The organism is Paracoccus nototheniae (assembly GCF_004335005.1).
GTDB lineage: Bacteria > Pseudomonadota > Alphaproteobacteria > Rhodobacterales > Rhodobacteraceae > Paracoccus > Paracoccus nototheniae.
Genome location: NZ_RQRT01000007.1, coordinates 1 through 16402 on the forward strand (window position 1 = coordinate 1; position 16402 = coordinate 16402).

Sequence of the window (16402 nt, forward strand, 5' to 3'; positions counted from 1 at the left end):
CATTTGATGCTTGGGCCCGGTGTCCATCGTGAGCCCGTATCCGGATCCTATCGGGGAACAACCACCCGTCCCAAGTCCGCTGGCATTACAGCCCGGGCGACTCGCTCCCGCGATTACCCCATGTGTGAAAACTCGACACCGTGATAGACTTTGGCATGGCGGCAGGAGATCGGCATGTCGGGTTTCATTGAGGGTGTTGCGCGGGGACAGACGGCCCTTTTTCCAGATCGTCTTGAGGACTGGATTGACGAGGATCACCTTGTCCGGGTCATCGATCTTTTCGTCGATGAGCTTGATCTGCCTGACCTCGGATTTGCGCGATCGGCTCCGGCGCGGACGGGGCGTCCTGGATATCATCCCTCTGTTCTGCTGAAGCTGTTCATCTACGGATACCTGAATCAGATCCCCTCCAGCCGCAGGCTGGAACGCGAAGCCGGGCGGAACGTCGAGCTGATGTGGCTGACCGGCCGCCTTATTCCGGATCACAAGACTATTGCCGACTTCCGGCGCGACAACGGCCCCGGCATCCGCCGCAGCTGCGCCCAGTTCGTGGAGTTGTGCCGTCGTATCGGCGTGCTGAAGGGTGCGTGCGTTGCCATCGATGGCAGCAAGTTCCGCGCCGTCAACAGCCGGGATCGCAACTTTTCCAAGGGCAAGATCGCTAGCCGCATTGCCCACCTTGAGGCGGATGTCGAGCGCTACATCTCCGAAATGGTCCGAGTGGATCGGCAGGAAGAGGGCGAGGTTCGGGCCGAAAAGGTTGCGCATCTGGCCAGACGGTATGGACGTGTCCGGCAGCATATCCAGCACCTGCAAGCTATGGATCGGGCCTTGGCTGATGCGCCGGACGGGCAGATATCGCTGACGGACCCCGATGCACGCGCCATGGCGACCAGCGCCCGAAACAGCGGCATGGTCGGCTACAACGTTCAGACCGCCGTTGACGCCGAAACCCACCTGATCGTCGCGCATGACGTCACCAACCAGGGCCATGATCGCGATCTTCTCGTGCCGATGGCACGAGCGGCCAAGAAGGCGCTTCATCGCGACGAGATGCATGTGCTGGCGGATAAAGGCTACTTCAGCGGGCGGCAGATCCTGGCCTGCCACCAGGATGGTATCACCACGACGATCCCGCGCCCCGAGACCTCGGGCAACCGGGCCAAGGGTATGTATGTGAAAGCCGACTTCGCCTACGACGCTGACGAAGACGTCTATCGCTGTCCTGCGGGAGAGGTGCTGCGTTACCGCTACACAACCGAAGAAGACGGGCTGGAGCTGCGCCGCTACTGGACCGGCGAATGCAGCAGCTGCCTGATAAAGGCCAGATGCACGACCGGCAAGGAACGCCGGATCACGCGGTGGACCCATGAACATCTGATCGAGGCGGCGCGAGCCAGGCTCATCGGCCCCTCTGAGCCGATGACCGTCCGCCGAGGCACAGTCGAGCACCCGTTCGGCACCATCAAGGCATGGATGGGCACAGCGCATTTCCTGACCCGGAGGTTAGGGAACGTGAAGACGGAGATTGCGCTGAACGTCCTCGCTTACAACATCAAGAGGATGGTGGCACTGATAGGGATCCGCGAGTTGATGGCCGCAGTGAGGGCCTGAAACCGGCCCCCAACCCTCGTTCCGTTTCCATCTGGCGCAACACAGGCCAATCCTACGACAGTCGAGCTGGAAAGCCGGCACAGGGGAAAGTTTCCACACAGCCTAAGCCCTTAGGCGACGTTTGCAACCTTTGCAGCCGCAGCAAGACAAGACCGGCCTTACCGGACGTTCACTACACGCTGCTGTCGCAATGTGGCGTTCGTGGAAGCGGTCGTTCGTCGCGAGCGCACCCAAATATGCTCGCCGCTGCGACCTTTGCCGGATTGGATTGCAAGCCGCTGGTTTTGATTGAACCTTCTTCCGCAGATCGAGGAAGAATGTTGATTTCACTTCAAGACGTTGGCTTTCAATGATGCCTCTTTCTTTGACTTCGGCAGTCAAAAGCGCTTCCGGTCATGGCTATATTAGCCCTCTGAAACCATGGATGCCCCCTCTGGGGGAAGAGCCAGGTTGCGCACCTTCGAGCTTGCTCGGGCCGCGCAAATCCGATTTCGCTAAGCGAAAGCTAAGCGTGAGGCGAGGAACTAGCGCAATGAGCAAATGGACTCTGGAAGACCTACGTAGGCTAGACAAGCGTTACGCCGAGGAAGGTGTTCATATGCACCAACGACCGTTCCGAGCAGCATACGACATCCTTGGCGTAAATTTCGCGATAGGGATCGGCGGCAATCCGGAAGTTAATCGCATCATCGACGCTTATGATGCGATGATGCCTGAGGCAAAAGCGAGCTGGCCTGGATCCGGCATCGGGATTATCGCCTCGATTGATCAGGTCAGGAAAACAGTCTTTCCAGTGGTTTTCGGGAGTTGTCAGCTTGATCTTTGGCAGCTTGCCGGATTTGAGTCTGAGAAGGAATGGTGGGAATGGTGCCGAGAGGATCAAGACATAGCAGCTGATGTCGCGTTCGCTGGTGCCGATATCCACGATCTGACCATGGGAATGAATGCTGTCCAAGGACAGAACGGAGCCGCAGAAATCCTCTGGAAAATGGCGACCTCGAACTTAGAAGATGCCGCGAACACGTTGCCAAACACGTTTAGTCATGAGTCAGTCCTCCAACCAATCTGCATGGTTGCGGAGCTGTCGATCAAGGCATCGCTTGTTTGGGGTGGGGTCGATCCTGATAGCTTTCGAAAGGGAAGAGACGGGCACAACCTATCATTGCTCGTGGAACAATTGGCGGCGGCGAAACCGCATCACGACGACGACAGGGTCCATGCCGTTATCAAAAGTCTGCCGCCTTACGTTGCTAGTCGATATACGCCGGCCGGTTTGAGCCGACTGTCCGTGGTCAAGCTTGCGCTCGGAACTCAGTTCATCGCGGCTTCGACGCTTCGGCGGATATCTGGGGTAGACTTTGCTACTGAACTGGAAAGTGAGGGCAGATGGCCAGGAAGACGGCCAGCGTTCATTCTGTAACTGACAGAGATGTCCCGCAAAGTTATCGCAAACGCGAAAAATCGGGCGCAAAGCCGGTACGTCCATTTGAAATGTCTTCTTTATCAATGCCCTGATGATCTGATAGTAGCTTCGGCAGGGCAGTAGCTGCTCTCCTGTCCCTAAGGCAGTAGGACTCTATAGATCGGCGCCGAAGGCCTCATCGGTAGGGTTAAATTCTTTCGGAGAAGCGTGCATGAGTAGTTTGAGATCTGTCGACCTTTCATTGATCGACGAAATTATGAATGGCGGTACCCGCGGCTACGTGCTCGATTTTTCCAACCGCACCTTCGCGGATTTCTTCGTGCGAGAGATGGATGTCGACATTGATGCATCGCTCTATTCAGAGGATGGAACATCCAAGGGGAAGCGACTTCAATGCTTTCTTAAGAAGGTGGATGACGCCACTGCGGCCAAGCTGCTCAGCGTTCTATGGGAGCACCGAGAGGCGATCAGACCACAAGGGCAACAAGAACCTTACCCGCGTGCAGCACAGCAACTCGCAAGCATTCTAGCGAGGTTAAGGGGAAGCGGGCTGACTTCGACCAGAAATGTTGTCCCTGCGCCGCGCGTCGAAGCGATAGAGTTCGACCGGTTTCGTGCGCGACTTCTCGAAATACGAGATCAATCTCCACATCAGCGTGGGTACGCGTTCGAAGGATTCCTTCAGGATTTGTTTAACGCTTTTGGGATGTCTGCACGTGAACCTTTCCGCAATATTGGCGAGCAGATTGATGGAAGCTTCGAACTTGCGGGGGAAACTTATCTGGTTGAAGCAAAATGGCTGAACCGAAAGGTCGGAATCGCTGAACTTGGTGCCTTCCATTCAAAGCTGGAGCAAAAGGCACAATGGACTCGTGGTGCTTTCATCAGTTTCCAAGGATTTACTGACGAGGGCCTTAACGCATTCGGTCGGGGTCGCCGGATCATAGGTTTGGATGGGCGCGATCTGTTTGTGGCCATGGAGCAAGGCATGTCGCTTGATCGCCTCATTGCGCTGAAAGTTCGGCGAGCTTCAGAGACCGGCAATGTATTCGTGCCGATTGATCAATTGATCTGATGCCCCACGATTGGCCCGAGATACCTATGTGCTGAAAAACGGACAGTTTGCCAAATTCGTCAAGCTTGTCACGCATCGTAGCTCAGTCGCTGTGCGCTGCTGTCCGTCAGCTTTTGTTATGAATTTGCGCTGACGGTGCTGCGCGCTTGGTGGACCGAATTTCGTCCGTCGCGAGGGTTGGTTCAGGGCAATCGCAGTGTAAATCGTGGATGACCGCTTTGCCAAGTTTGCCGAGATCACCGTGCGGCACGGCGATGGTCCGCTTACGCTCTTAGGGCACTTGGAACACCCAATCGGACTTTGGCCCTGTGCAGGCGCAGCGAATAGCCGGAAGGTCCCGCATAGCTGCCGCCAGCGCGGCCCGCATGTATCAACGTGAACAACCCAGAGCTGCTGCTAGTGCTCCCCACAGCGTGAAAGGCCGCTTAGATCTGGGCGCCGTATGCTTCCTAAGCACCTTGCCGTCGGCAGAAAAGCACGGGGACGACCTGCACAGTCGCTTTGATTTTCGCAACGTCTTTTTTGGCACTCCGGTGGTACTAGCGGCGCGCAGGCGGGTTGCATGAAAACGCTTGTTTTTCTAACAGCGCCTTAACCTCTCGGTCCCTTTTCCGAACCACCTCTGCTGACGCACCTTGGTTGACCTTAAGCTTGGCCATCATCACGCAGCCACCGGGCGGTGAGAACTTATCCACAATTTTCGGGGGTAATATCGGGGATAAAAGCAATAATTTAAGACGCCACAATGCCTTCCGTCTCATTCTTGAAGCAGCATTCCGCATTGCTGAGCCAGATGAGGCCAAACAAGTCTTGATTCTCCTACGTCATTGTGTATCTCATATGAGATACATAGGAGGCTTGAATGCCTACGCATACCTCGATGCTGCATGTCCGTGTGGACGATCATCTCAAGGCACAGGCCAGTAGCGCACTGGCAGGTGTAGGCCTGACCCTATCAGACGCAGTCCGTATTCTGCTGACCCGTGTGGCGGCTGAAGGGGGTCTGCCGGCCGGTCTGACAGCAAATCCTGAAAGCTATGATAGCTGGTTCCGGGCGAAAGTGCAGGAGGCGCTCGCAGATACCCGATCTGGCGTTCCACATGACCAGGTCATGCGTGACGCCCGGGCACTGATCGACGGCAAACGGGGTGCCTGAACTCGAGTGGAAAGCTCTCGCGGTCGCCGACCTCATGGCAATTGTCGACTATATCTCGGATGACAATCCTGATGCTGCTCTTGCTCTGATGGAGGAAATTCAGGGAAAGGTTGCGCAGCTTCCAATGCATCCCAAGCGGTGCCGGTCAGGACGCGTTCAGGGGACACGTGAGCTGGTCGTTCGCCCGAACTACATTGTCATCTATGCTGAGACGCCGTCTGTCGTGACGATCCTTCGCGTGCTTCATGCCGCGCAGATGTGGCCCTAATAAGCGATCGGTCGAAAGACAAGGGCGGGCGCCTGCTCAGCGGCAGTGCCCCGGTCAGATGCGTCTCATTCCGGTCACGGCAACGCTATCATCTTGTCGTGGATTTTTCTGCAACATGCGGCTAACTCGATAGTCATGAAGAACTATCTGCAGGCTCTCTTTCTTGTCGCCTTCACCGTATTCGCGGTTGGATCGATGATGCCCGCGCCGGCGACTGCCGCGTCAGTGGCCGATGACGGCATGATGGCAATGGCACATTCTGGCATGTCCGAATGCCTGGATTGCAACGACAGGGGTGAAATTGGAACGGCGGGCTGCAATCTGATTTGTGCGGCGGGGGGCTTCGTCACGGTTCCTGAATTCCAGACCTCAGATCTAAGACAGGCTCGGCGTCTCCTGAGACGGCAGACTACCGATGTCATGTTCAGTGACCTGAATTGGCTACCGTTACGAAGCCCCCCACGCCCCTTCATCTAATTTGACTGCCGCTGTGGCAGGCGACGCGTGCGCACAAGGTTTTGCCCCCTTGAGCTCGCCCGCTGCCAGGACTGCTGAATCTCTTAGATCGGCAGTCCCGTTTCAAATCCAGATAGTCAGGTGTCCTATGCAGCAGAGTTTGCATTCAGTTTTATACACTCAGTTTTTCCCTAAGATTTCTGCGGTCAATGCCGTTTGGGAAGAATGGCGTGACCATCCCCTTTCGAGGGAAACGGCATGACAATGATGAATAGCCCCATGACGGGCATGATGATGCTGGGCTGCGGACTCTTTGCGCTTCTCGCCCTGGCCCTCTTGGTCCTGGGCATCGCTGCCCTTCTCAAGTACCTGCGAGGGCCGGCATGAGATCAAGGGTTCTGTTGCTCGTCGGACTGTCATTTGCCGGAATGGCGGCCGCGGCGGCTTTCGCACAGGTTAATCGGTCCGAAACCGCAGATGCTGCTATTCTGGGCGCCCCCGTCACCGCACAAAAGATTGCGCAAGGAAACGAACTCTACGCGCAAAATTGCGCGTCATGCCACGGCCCGGACATGGAAGGACAGCCCGACTGGAAACGTCCGCTGAAGAACGGGCGGATGCCGGCACCGCCCCATGACGAAACAGGGCATACATGGCACCACTCCGACAGTCAGCTTTTCGCGCTGACCAAGCAGGGGGTCAGTGGTGTCGTGCCCGGCTATGAAAGCGACATGCCGGCGTTCGAGGGCATTCTAACGGATGCGGAAATCCGCGCCACTCTGGCCTACATCAAAAGCACATGGCCCAAGCGCCAATACGAGTATCAGGCCAAGGTCTCCGACCGTGAGGGACCGGAAGAATGATTGCAGCAAAATCCACAAGCCAGTCGGCGGCCCTTGGCCGCCTTTCCTGGGAGGATTGGCGTTGAACTTCGTCACGCGTCGCTTCGTGTTATGTGCCGCCGCCGCCGTAACCGCACTGCCTGCATTTGGGCAGCTGCCTGAGCGGAAAACTGACCATCACTGAAATTCTGGAATGATCCAGAAAATCGATTATCGGAGAATGAAAATGATCTCGTACAAAGCTCTTATCGTCGCGGCCGTCGCTGCAAGTAGTCTCGCAACGCCGCTTTTCGCCCAGGATGCGGACTTCCAGTTGCCTGAACAATGCGCCATGGCAGCACCGGCCGGCGACATGCCCGCCGCTGGCGAGATGCCAGCGGAAGACATGCCTGCTGCGGGAATGCCCGCCGGCGATATGCCTGCTGCTGGAATGGAGGGCTCTGCAATGGGCGATGCCGCCCAACCCGGCGGCATGGGCGCCATGATGGGTATGGGCGGCATGGATATGGAAACCATGCCCGAGCATGTTCAGGAGAACATGCGCCGCATGATGGCCACAATGCCTGCCATGCATGATGGGATGATGAACGAGGATGCTGACGTGGCCTTCGCCTGCGGGATGATCGCGCACCATCAGGGTGCCATCGACATGGCCCAGGTGCTTCTTGAGCATGGCGATGACCCGGAGATGATCAAGCTTGCTGGCGAGATCATCGCAGCACAGGTCGGCGAAATGGAAGAAATGACCGCCTGGCTGGCTGAAAACGCCAAGTGACACGTATTCAGCCGCGCGGTTCCAGCCGCGCGGTTTCTTTCTACTGGACCTTTCAGCGGAGCATTTTCAGGCCTGTCGCCGCGCCTTCAGCTTTCGCTGAGAAAAATCCGACACAAGTCTTGACCTTCCCATGATGGGAAGCCCCACATCTGCTCCACACATATGACGGAGCCCAGCCCATGAACATTGGTGACGCCTCTGCCCTCTCGGGTGTATCGGCCAAGATGATCCGCTATTATGAGCAGATCGGCCTGATCCCGCAGGCCATGCGCACGGCCTCGGGGTATCGCGACTACGCCGAAGCCGATATCCACATGCTCCGGTTCATCGCGCGGGCACGGGATCTGGGCTTTCCTGTCAGCGAGATTACCGACCTGCTCGACCTGTGGCGCAACACCAACAGGCACAGCGCTGATGTAAAGGCACTGGCGCAGGCGCGTGTTCAGGACCTTCGGCACAAGATCGCGCATCTGCAGGACATGGCCAACACGTTGGACGAGCTGGCCCGATCCTGCGTCGGAAACGAGCGCCCGGACTGTCCGATCCTGCGGAACCTGGAGAACCCGGAGACGCAGAAATCCATGACGCCGGGCGAACGCGTGCATCAGAATAAAACCGATCTCAACATCAAGAGGAGGATTACATCGTGATCAACCGGCGAATTTTCATCGGAACGCTGGCTGCTGTTCTTGTCCCGGCAGGCACGGTGCTGGGCGCATTGCCCAAGCCGGAAAAACCTTCCATCTCGGTGGTCCGCTCACCCGATTGCGGCTGCTGCGGCGCCTGGATCGATCACCTGCGAGACAGTGGTTTTGCCGTCGAAGAAACTCTGTCCGATGACGTCGAGGCCTTCAAGGATCAGCATGCCGTGCCCCAGCCTCTTCGGTCCTGCCACACCGCCCTTGTCGAGGGCTATGTGATCGAGGGTCATGTTCCGGCCGAGGCCATCCGTACCCTGCTGGATCAGCGCCCTGATGTCCTTGGTCTGGCAGTTCCGGGAATGCCGATCGGATCGCCCGGCATGGAGATGGGCGATCAAAGTGAGCCGTTCGAAGTCATTCTCTGGAGCGATTCCGGCACAAACATATTCGCAAGCTATTAAGGGGGCCCCATGCCATCAGCATCGCCTGAAACCGCGACCCTCCATCGGATGGTCATGACCAAACACATGTGCCCCTACGGACTCAAGTCGCTCGATCTGCTGAAACGTCAGGGCTATCGCGTCGAGGACCATCATCTTACGACCCGCGCCGAGGTCGATGCCTTCAAGGAGCAGCATGACGTCCAGACCACGCCGCAGACCTTCATTGGCGGCCAGCGGATCGGTGGCTATGACGATCTTCGGCGTCATTTCGGAAAGACCGTCCGCGACAAGACCGCGACGACCTATCGCCCGGTGATCGCCCTGTTCGCCATGGCGGCAGCCATGGCTCTCGCCACCAGTTGGGCGGCGTTCGGCCAGCTGATCACGGTGGCTGCGGCGGAATGGTTTGTAGCCTTCGCGATGTGTCTCTTGGCCCTGCAGAAACTGAAGGACGTGGAAAGCTTCGCCACGATGTTCCTGAATTATGATCTGCTGGCCCAGAGGTGGGTTCGTTACGGCTACGTCTATCCCTTCGCCGAGGGTCTGGCAGGCGTCCTGATGGTCGCGGGCGCGCTGATGTGGTTGTCGATCCCGGTTGCCCTGTTCATCGGCACCATCGGCGCCGTGTCGGTTTACAAGGCGGTCTACATCGACAAGCGAGAGATCAAATGCGCCTGCGTCGGTGGCGACAGCAACGTGCCCTTGGGCTTCGTCTCGCTGACCGAGAACCTGATGATGATTGCCATGGCCATCTGGATGCTGATCAAGGTTACGATGCTCGGGCATTGAGCACGCTATTTGATAGAGAGCCGCGCTTTGCAGCGCAAACGGCTGCAGGCGAAAAGTTCTACTGTGCCTGTAGCCGAAGATGAAAATGGATCATTCCGACCATGAGGCACAGCCTCAATGTTCCGGCTTCAAGAGAAACCTAAAATAGAAACGGAGACATATCATGGGATATGGCCGCTTTTTCGCGATGATCGCGACCTCGACCATCGTCATGTATGGGCTGATGTACCTCAATACCTATTCGATTGATCACATCGAGTTTTCGCAGACCCGCATGTGGATGGCGATTTACATGGGATCGGTCATGGCGGTCATCATGCTCGCCTTCATGTTGGGCATGTATTCTGATCGGAAGAAAAACATTGCGATCTTCGTCGGCGCCGGTTTGGCATTCGTGCTGTCCCTCTGGCTGGTGCGAAGCCAGGAGACGGTCGAGGATCTTGCCTGGATGAAGGCAATGATCCCTCACCATTCCATCGCTATCCTGACCAGTGAGCGCGCGGATATTTCCGATCCAAGGGTCCGGGACCTTGCTGACGCGATCATCGAGGCGCAGCGCAACGAGATCGCAGAAATGAAACGGTACATCGCCGATATCGAGGCAAATGGCGACGCACCTGCAGGCACTCCCCGCATCGAAGCTAACTAAATCACGTCAAATCAGGGTGTCACTCGCCCGGCATCTTAGATGGACGAAAATCAGTAGAAAGTTGGTACGCTATGGACCACGATCATCATCCCGCGACGCCCGACATCCCTGCGGGGACCGAGACGGCCAAGGACCCGGTCTGCGGGATGACGGTCGCGGTCAAGCCTGACGGACGTCAAGCGGAGTTCGGAGAAAAGACGTTTCATTTCTGTTCGGATAAATGTCAGACTAGGTTCAAGGCAGATCCGTGGTTTTACGCCTCCGGCCGCGCGGTTGGACAAAAGAAGGCGGCTCCGGCCAGTGTTCAGTATACCTGTCCGATGCACCCGGAGATTGTCCGTGATGTGCCCGGCGACTGCCCGATCTGCGGGATGGCCCTCGAACCCATGCTGCCCTCGGACGAGCCAAGCGAGGAGCTGACCGACTTTACACGCCGGATGTGGATTTCGGCCGCCGCCGCAGTGCCGCTGGTCATCCTGACAATGGGGGAATTGGTCGCTCTGCCGGTGCGGGACTGGATTGGCCACCAATTCGCAAGCTATCTCGAATTCGTGCTGGCGACGCCGATCGTCCTCTGGGCCGCCTTGCCGTTCTTCAGGCGGGGCTGGGATTCGCTTGTGAACCGGTCGCCGAACATGTGGACGCTGATCAGTCTGGGCGTGGGGGCAGCCTACCTCTATTCGCTGGTTGCGACCTTCCTCCCCGGCGTATTTCCCGATGCCTACCGAATGGGTCACGGTGTCGGCACCTACTACGAGGCGGCGGTGGTGATCATTGCACTGGTCTTCGTGGGCCAGGTTCTGGAATTGCGGGCACGCGAACGCACCGGCGATGCCATTCGCGCGCTGCTGGACCTCGCACCCAAGACCGCCCGGCGTATCCTGCCGGATGGATCGGAATATGACGCGCCCTTGGAAAACATCATGGAAGGTGACCGCATCCGCGTGCGCCCGGGCGATGCGGTGCCGGTGGACGGGACGGTGACCGAGGGCCGCTCATCCCTGGACGAAAGCATGCTGACCGGCGAGTCGATGCCGGTCGAAAAGAGTCCCGGCGATGCGGTGACCGGGGCCACGATCAACAAGAACGGCAGCCTGGTGATCGAGGCGGGCAAGGTCGGTGCAGATACCGTTCTTGCGCAAATCGTGTCGATGGTGTCGAACGCACGGCGATCGCGCGCACCGATCCAGGGGATGGCCGACCGGGTCGCGGCAGTGTTCGTGCCCACGGTGGTGGGGGTGGCGATCTTCGCCTTTGTCGCCTGGCTGATCTTCGGTCCAGAGCCCTCTCTTGTCTTTGCCATTGCCTCGGCCGTGTCGGTCGTGATCATCGCCTGTCCCTGCGCCCTTGGGTTGGCCACGCCGATCTCGATCACCACGGCGGCGGGGCGCGGCGCGCAGGCGGGGGTGCTGATCAAGGACGCCGAGGCGCTGGAGCGGATGGCTGGGGTCGATACCTTGATCGTCGACAAGACCGGCACGTTGACCATGGGCAAGCCAAAGCTGACGGATACCGTGGTGCTGGGGGACGGGACCGAAGCGGACTTGCTGTCGCTGGCGGCAGCGCTCGAGCGCGGTTCGGAACATCCGCTGGCCGAAGCGATCGTCGAAGGTGCCGAAGCGCAGGGTGCGACGCGGCAAGAGGCGGTGGATTTTGAGGCCGTCACCGGCAAGGGCGTCCGCGGCACGGTTGGCGGACGGGCAGTGGCGCTTGGAAATGCTGCGATGATGCAGGAGATGGGACTGGACACGGGCGCGGCCGAAGCGAAGGCAGACACTCTGCGCGCCGAGGGCAAGACTGCGATGTTCATCGCGGTCGATGGAGCACTTACCGGCATCGTGGCTGTTGCCGACCCGATCAAGCCATCGACAGCGCAGGCAATCCGCGAACTGCATGCTCAGGGACTGCGCGTCATCATGGCGACGGGCGACAACGAGCGGACAGCACAGGCTGTGGCGGGCACGCTTGGCATTGACGAAGTGCGCGCAGGAGTTCTTCCGGAAGCCAAAAAGGAGCTGATCGACCAGTTGCGCCGCGACGGGCACAAGATCGCCATGGCGGGTGACGGGGTAAACGACGCGCCCGCACTGGCCGCTGCCGATGTCGGCATCGCCATGGGTACGGGCGCGGACGTGGCCATGGAGAGTGCCGGGATAACCCTTCTGGGTGGTGACCTGATGGGCATCGTCAGGGCGCGCAAGCTGGCGCGGGCGACGTTGCGCAACATCAAGCAGAACCTGTTCTTCGCCTTCGCATACAATGCTCTAGGCGTGCCAATCGCTGCGGGTCTGCTGTACCCTGTCACCGGCCTCCTGCTCTCGCCAATGATCGCAGCCGCAGCAATGAGCCTGTCCTCCGTCTCGGTTATCACCAACGCCCTCCGCCTGCGGCGGGTGGATCTCTAAGAAAACAAAAAGGAAAGACAGATGACAACGTTCAATATCCCCAACATGAGCTGCGGCCACTGCAAGGCAACGGTTGAAAAGACCATCCATGCCATCGACCCCGAGGCAAAGATCGAGTTCGATATGGCGTCAAGAAAGATCACTTTGGACAGCCGAACTCACCCGGACAACGTTCAGACGGCATTGGCCTCAGCCGGATATCCAGCCACCTTGGCTTAAATCAAAGCTGGGCCGGATGTTCAGTCGTCGCAATTGGCACATCAAATGCTTAGCCCATCGGCCTTAACAAAATGTATCACCCTCATACCCTATTCGTGCTTATCCAGCACAAGACGGTAGGTTTATCGTGTTGCTAATCCTAGAGCTGAGACGCCCACCGGGGATGATGCTCATCCACAACGAAGGGGTGGGCGTGGCGGCGTGTGCCCTGCAGATGCGGATGATCGAGCGGAAGATTGTCGTGGGTGTGCTCCAAGGTCTCTGCGTCATCCTTTGGCCAGAACCGGAGGGCGGCCAGGAGGCCTATGCCGGCCAACGCGGCAAGCACCCCAAGTGCTATGACGGGGCCTAACCGGGTCATCATCCACCCAGAAAGCGGATAGGCAAGCAGCCAGCAGGCGTGGCTCAGGGCGAACTGCGCTGCAAAGAGTGCAGGACGATCCTCGGCGTGGGCCGAGCGGCGGAGAAGCCGCCCGGATGGCGTCAGAACAGCGGAGTATCCTAGCCCGACGAAGAACCAGGCACCCAACAGAACCGGCCAGGCCAACCCAAACGCGGTGATCGCGCCTGCCAGTCCCATAAGCGCCAGCACCATCAAAATAGCCCCGCCCACCATAACCGGGCGGTCCGACACCCTGTCCAGCACATGAGGTAACAGCAGCGCTGCGATCATCGAGCCAGCCCCGAAGGCGAGCAACGTCCAGGCGAGCGCGGAGGCATCCAACCCAAGCGTGCCGCGCACCAGCGCGACCGAGTTGACCAGCACCATCGCCCCTGCCGCTGCGGCGGCCATGTTCAGCGCCAGCAATCCGCGCAGGCGGGGCGTGGCCAGATAGATGCGGATGCCACGGGTAGTGCGGTCGTAGATGCCGCGCGGCTCCGAGGGTTTCGGGCTGGGCAGCATGACTGAGAGGACCAGTACCGCAGACGCCGCGAACCCGACCATCGTTCCGAAGAAGAGGGAGTTGTAGCTGATGACAGTCAACAACAGGCCGGCCAGCATCGGGCTGACGATGTTCTCAAGATCATAGGCCAGCCGCGACAGCGACAGCGCGCGGGTATAGCGCGCCTCGTCCGGCAGCACGTCGGGGATGGTGGCCTGAAAGGTTGGCGTGAACGCCGCCGAGGCCGATTGCAGTACGAAGATCAGGATATAGACCTGCCAGATCTCGGTGACGAAGGGCAGGCACAGGGCGACAGCGGCCCGCATCAGGTCTAGCGCCACCAGAAAGGCCCGGCGCGGCACGCGATTGGCAAAGGCGCCCGCGATGGGGGCAATGCCAACATAGGCTACCATCTTGATGGTGAAGACCGTGCCCAGCACCATGGCTGCATTGTCGCCCGCCAGGTCGAAGGCCAGAAGTCCAAGCGCTACCGTGGCAAGCCCGGTGCCCAGAAGCGCCACCACCTGCGCCGCGAAGAGGTGGCGGTAGGTGCGGTCGGCAAGGACGTCCAGCATGGGATCACCTCAAAGGTATCGGGAAATGGCCTTCATCGCATCGCGATCGTCAGCCGAATGATCGGCGTCCAGACAATGATCGATATGGTCGTGGATGAGGACCCGCTTGGCATTGATGACGGCCTTCTCGACCGCCTGCAGCTGGTGGGCGATATCAAGGCAGGGTTTTCCGGCCTCGATCATCGCGATCACTGCCCGCAAGTGGCCTTCGGCGCGTTTCAGCCGGGTGACGAGGGCTGGGTGGCTTGCGTGGACATGCGGGTGTGTCATACAGTCAGGCTATCCCCCCCGAGGGGTTAGAACAAGACGGCACGATCAGCGTGCTGCGAACGAGCGGGCAGGCCGGACTGGTGAAACACTTGCGAACATTTGCGCAAAGCGCACTTGCGGCAGTCGTCTGCCTATCGCTTGTGGTCTGGTCCCTTGCGCCAAGCGCCAGCCATGTCCCTTCAGTCTTCGAGGTCGTGGCAGAGCATACTGACATGATTGCAGAGCACGGCCATTCCCATGGCTTGGAAGAGGACCTTTATTGGGCATTCCATGGCCACAGTCACGACGTGGCAGACCACGACCACAGTCAGGCGATGCTCGTACTGGGCGCAGGCTCACATCCGCCCACCGCCTATCGCGACAGCTTCCGGCTTTTGTCGTCATCGGACGGTCCCCACAGGGTTTACCTGATCGAGCGACCTCCGCGGGCCTGACCGCCGCCGCCACCGCGCGGCGTATGCGATCAGAAATAACCACACCGGAGATCCATTCATGACCTCGACCTTGCGGGTCCTGCGGGCCATGGCGCCATGCCAGATGGCCACGCTCATGCTCGCCCTGCTGGCAGCGACTATGCTGACCGCAGCCCAAGCCCTTGCCCATAACGTCACCGCCGGTGACGCGGGCTATCTCCAGGAAATCTGGGGGGTGCAGATCATCCCCTTCATCTACCTTGGTGCCAAGCATATGGTGACCGGCTACGACCACATCCTGTTTCTGCTGGGGGTGGTGTTCTTCCTCTATCGGAAGAAGGACGTGGGCATCTATGTCAGCCTGTTCGCCATCGGCCACTCGGTCACGATGCTTCTTGGTGTCTGGTATGGCTGGGGCATCAACGCCTATGTCATCGACGCGATCATCGGCCTGTCCGTGGTCTACAAGGCGCTGGACAACCTCGGCGCCTACCAGAGATCGTCATAGTCGAGACGACAAGTCACCTTTCTCATGTCCAAACAGCCGAGCGCCCTGATGCGCGTGATCTGGCCTTTCGAACTCGAGGGTCGAATGCGAGATGGCAAACTGCTCACTCAGGCGGTGTTTGATCGCTGCCTTCACAGCCTCGATGCTGCGCCATCCCTGGTCGGTCAGGATCACGTGGCAGTCGAGCGCAGCATCGTGTTCCTGCATCTGCCAGAGATGGACATGGTGGACATCCTGGACGCCCTCTGTTTCGCGAAGCGTGCGGACAACGGCATCTCCATCCATGTCCGGGGGGCTGCCCAGCATCAGCGTCCGGATCGGCCCGCCAATTTCGGTCGCCGCCAGATATAAAATATAAAGAGCAATCCCGATTGTGATGGCCGGATCGACCCACCGCAGATCGTAGAGCAGGATCAATGTGCCACCGACTATGACTGCAACTGATGCAAGAGCGTCGGACAGGTTATGCAGAAACAGTGCGCGAATGTTGACGCTGCCTTTTTGCATCGACCAGGTCAAAAAGGCCGTCAGCGTATCGATGACCAGCGCCACGCCACCAAGGATCACGACGGTCCAACCGGCCACCTGCGGCGGGTTGATCAACCGCATGCCGCCTTCGTAGAGCAGGTAGACCCCGATCAGGATCAGCGTCGTGTAGTTGATCAAGGCGGCGACGATTTCGATCCTGCCATACCCGAAGGTCATGGCAGCATCTGCCGGACGGCGGGCGATCTTGCGAGCGGCGAAGGCGATGACCAGCGACGCCATGTCCGAGAAGTTGTGAAGCGCATCGGCAATCAGTGCCAGGCTGCCCGACAGAAGGCCGCCGATGATCTGAGCAACTGTCAGGAGGGCATTGGCCCAGATCGCCAGCGATACGCGGCGATCGCCGCTGGAGGCATCGAGATGCGTGTGACCCTCACCATGTGGCATGTTTCATCTCCAAGGCTGTTGTCGGTGTCATTGCTGTCCGTATTCTGACCAAGCGCAAATCTAA

17 protein-coding genes and 1 pseudogene are annotated in these 16402 nt (G+C 59.0%); 15 read left to right on the top strand and 3 right to left on the bottom strand.

Features of this window, described 5'->3' with window-relative positions; all coding sequences use genetic code 11:
* Positions 1–174 precede the first annotated feature (174 nt).
* From EG885_RS05050 to EG885_RS05110, 14 genes are all read left to right on the top strand, one after another.
* Positions 175–1614, top strand: a complete 1440-nt coding sequence (locus EG885_RS05050) for an IS1182 family transposase (protein ID WP_131573399.1) — start codon at positions 175–177, stop codon at positions 1612–1614.
* A 532-nt stretch (positions 1615–2146) separates the two neighbouring features.
* On the top strand, positions 2147–3034 hold the full coding sequence (locus EG885_RS05055; RefSeq protein WP_131573400.1) for a HEPN domain-containing protein: 888 nt from the start codon (positions 2147–2149) through the stop codon (positions 3032–3034).
* Positions 3035–3248: 214 nt separating this feature from the next.
* Positions 3249–4112 carry a restriction endonuclease gene (locus tag EG885_RS05060; protein ID WP_131573401.1) on the top strand — a complete coding sequence of 288 codons (864 nt, stop codon included), beginning with the start codon at positions 3249–3251 and terminating at the stop codon, positions 4110–4112.
* 862 nt (positions 4113–4974) lie between these two features.
* On the top strand, positions 4975–5268 hold the full coding sequence (relB, locus tag EG885_RS05065; protein WP_131573402.1) for a type II toxin-antitoxin system RelB family antitoxin: 294 nt from the start codon (positions 4975–4977) through the stop codon (positions 5266–5268).
* Positions 5261–5536, top strand: a complete 276-nt coding sequence (locus EG885_RS05070; RefSeq protein ID WP_131573403.1) for a type II toxin-antitoxin system RelE/ParE family toxin — start codon at positions 5261–5263, stop codon at positions 5534–5536. Before relB ends, EG885_RS05070 begins: the two co-directional genes overlap by 8 nt.
* Before the next feature lie 714 nt (positions 5537–6250).
* Positions 6251–6379: a hypothetical protein gene (locus EG885_RS23430; protein WP_278248453.1), complete on the top strand. Its 129-nt coding sequence runs from the start codon at positions 6251–6253 to the stop codon at positions 6377–6379.
* Between the two features lie 41 nt (positions 6380–6420).
* The gene (locus EG885_RS05075; protein WP_242679514.1) at positions 6421–6855 is read left to right on the top strand and encodes a c-type cytochrome; all 435 of its coding nucleotides are present in this window, start codon (positions 6421–6423) and stop codon (positions 6853–6855) included.
* 172 nt (positions 6856–7027) lie between these two features.
* A complete protein-coding gene (locus tag EG885_RS23435) occupies positions 7028–7609 on the top strand; it encodes a DUF305 domain-containing protein (RefSeq protein ID WP_278248454.1) in 582 nt (193 codons plus the stop codon).
* 179 nt (positions 7610–7788) lie between these two features.
* Entirely contained in the window at positions 7789–8259 is a 471-nt protein-coding gene (cueR, locus tag EG885_RS05085; protein WP_131573405.1) for a Cu(I)-responsive transcriptional regulator, read from the top strand.
* Positions 8256–8711, top strand: a complete 456-nt coding sequence (locus EG885_RS05090) for a DUF411 domain-containing protein (protein ID WP_242679509.1) — start codon at positions 8256–8258, stop codon at positions 8709–8711. The genes cueR and EG885_RS05090 overlap by 4 nt, the downstream gene beginning before the upstream one ends.
* Before the next feature lie 9 nt (positions 8712–8720).
* The gene (locus EG885_RS05095) at positions 8721–9482 is read left to right on the top strand and encodes a MauE/DoxX family redox-associated membrane protein (RefSeq protein WP_131573406.1); all 762 of its coding nucleotides are present in this window, start codon (positions 8721–8723) and stop codon (positions 9480–9482) included.
* Positions 9483–9645: 163 nt separating this feature from the next.
* Entirely contained in the window at positions 9646–10131 is a 486-nt protein-coding gene (locus EG885_RS05100; protein ID WP_045983761.1) for a DUF305 domain-containing protein, read from the top strand.
* A gap of 71 nt (positions 10132–10202) precedes the next feature.
* Entirely contained in the window at positions 10203–12536 is a 2334-nt protein-coding gene (locus EG885_RS05105) for a heavy metal translocating P-type ATPase (protein ID WP_131573407.1), read from the top strand.
* A 21-nt stretch (positions 12537–12557) separates the two neighbouring features.
* Complete coding sequence (locus EG885_RS05110) at positions 12558–12755, top strand: heavy-metal-associated domain-containing protein (RefSeq protein ID WP_131573408.1); 198 nt, start codon at positions 12558–12560, stop codon at positions 12753–12755.
* A 139-nt stretch (positions 12756–12894) separates the two neighbouring features.
* Here the strand turns inward: EG885_RS05110 and EG885_RS05115 are convergent, their stop codons facing one another.
* Positions 12895–14214, bottom strand: a complete 1320-nt coding sequence (locus tag EG885_RS05115; protein WP_131573409.1) for an MFS transporter — start codon at positions 14212–14214, stop codon at positions 12895–12897.
* Between the two features lie 9 nt (positions 14215–14223).
* Entirely contained in the window at positions 14224–14484 is a 261-nt protein-coding gene (locus EG885_RS05120; RefSeq protein ID WP_131573410.1) for a metal-sensing transcriptional repressor, read from the bottom strand.
* A 537-nt stretch (positions 14485–15021) separates the two neighbouring features.
* On the opposite strand from EG885_RS05120, the pseudogene EG885_RS05130 reads away from it, so the two are divergent.
* A pseudogene (locus EG885_RS05130) lies at positions 15022–15396 on the top strand (HupE/UreJ family protein); the annotation flags it as partial.
* 3 nt (positions 15397–15399) lie between these two features.
* On the opposite strand, the gene EG885_RS05135 reads toward EG885_RS05130, so the two are convergent.
* Entirely contained in the window at positions 15400–16338 is a 939-nt protein-coding gene (locus EG885_RS05135; RefSeq protein ID WP_131573412.1) for a cation diffusion facilitator family transporter, read from the bottom strand.
* Between the last annotated feature and the right edge of the window lie 64 nt (positions 16339–16402).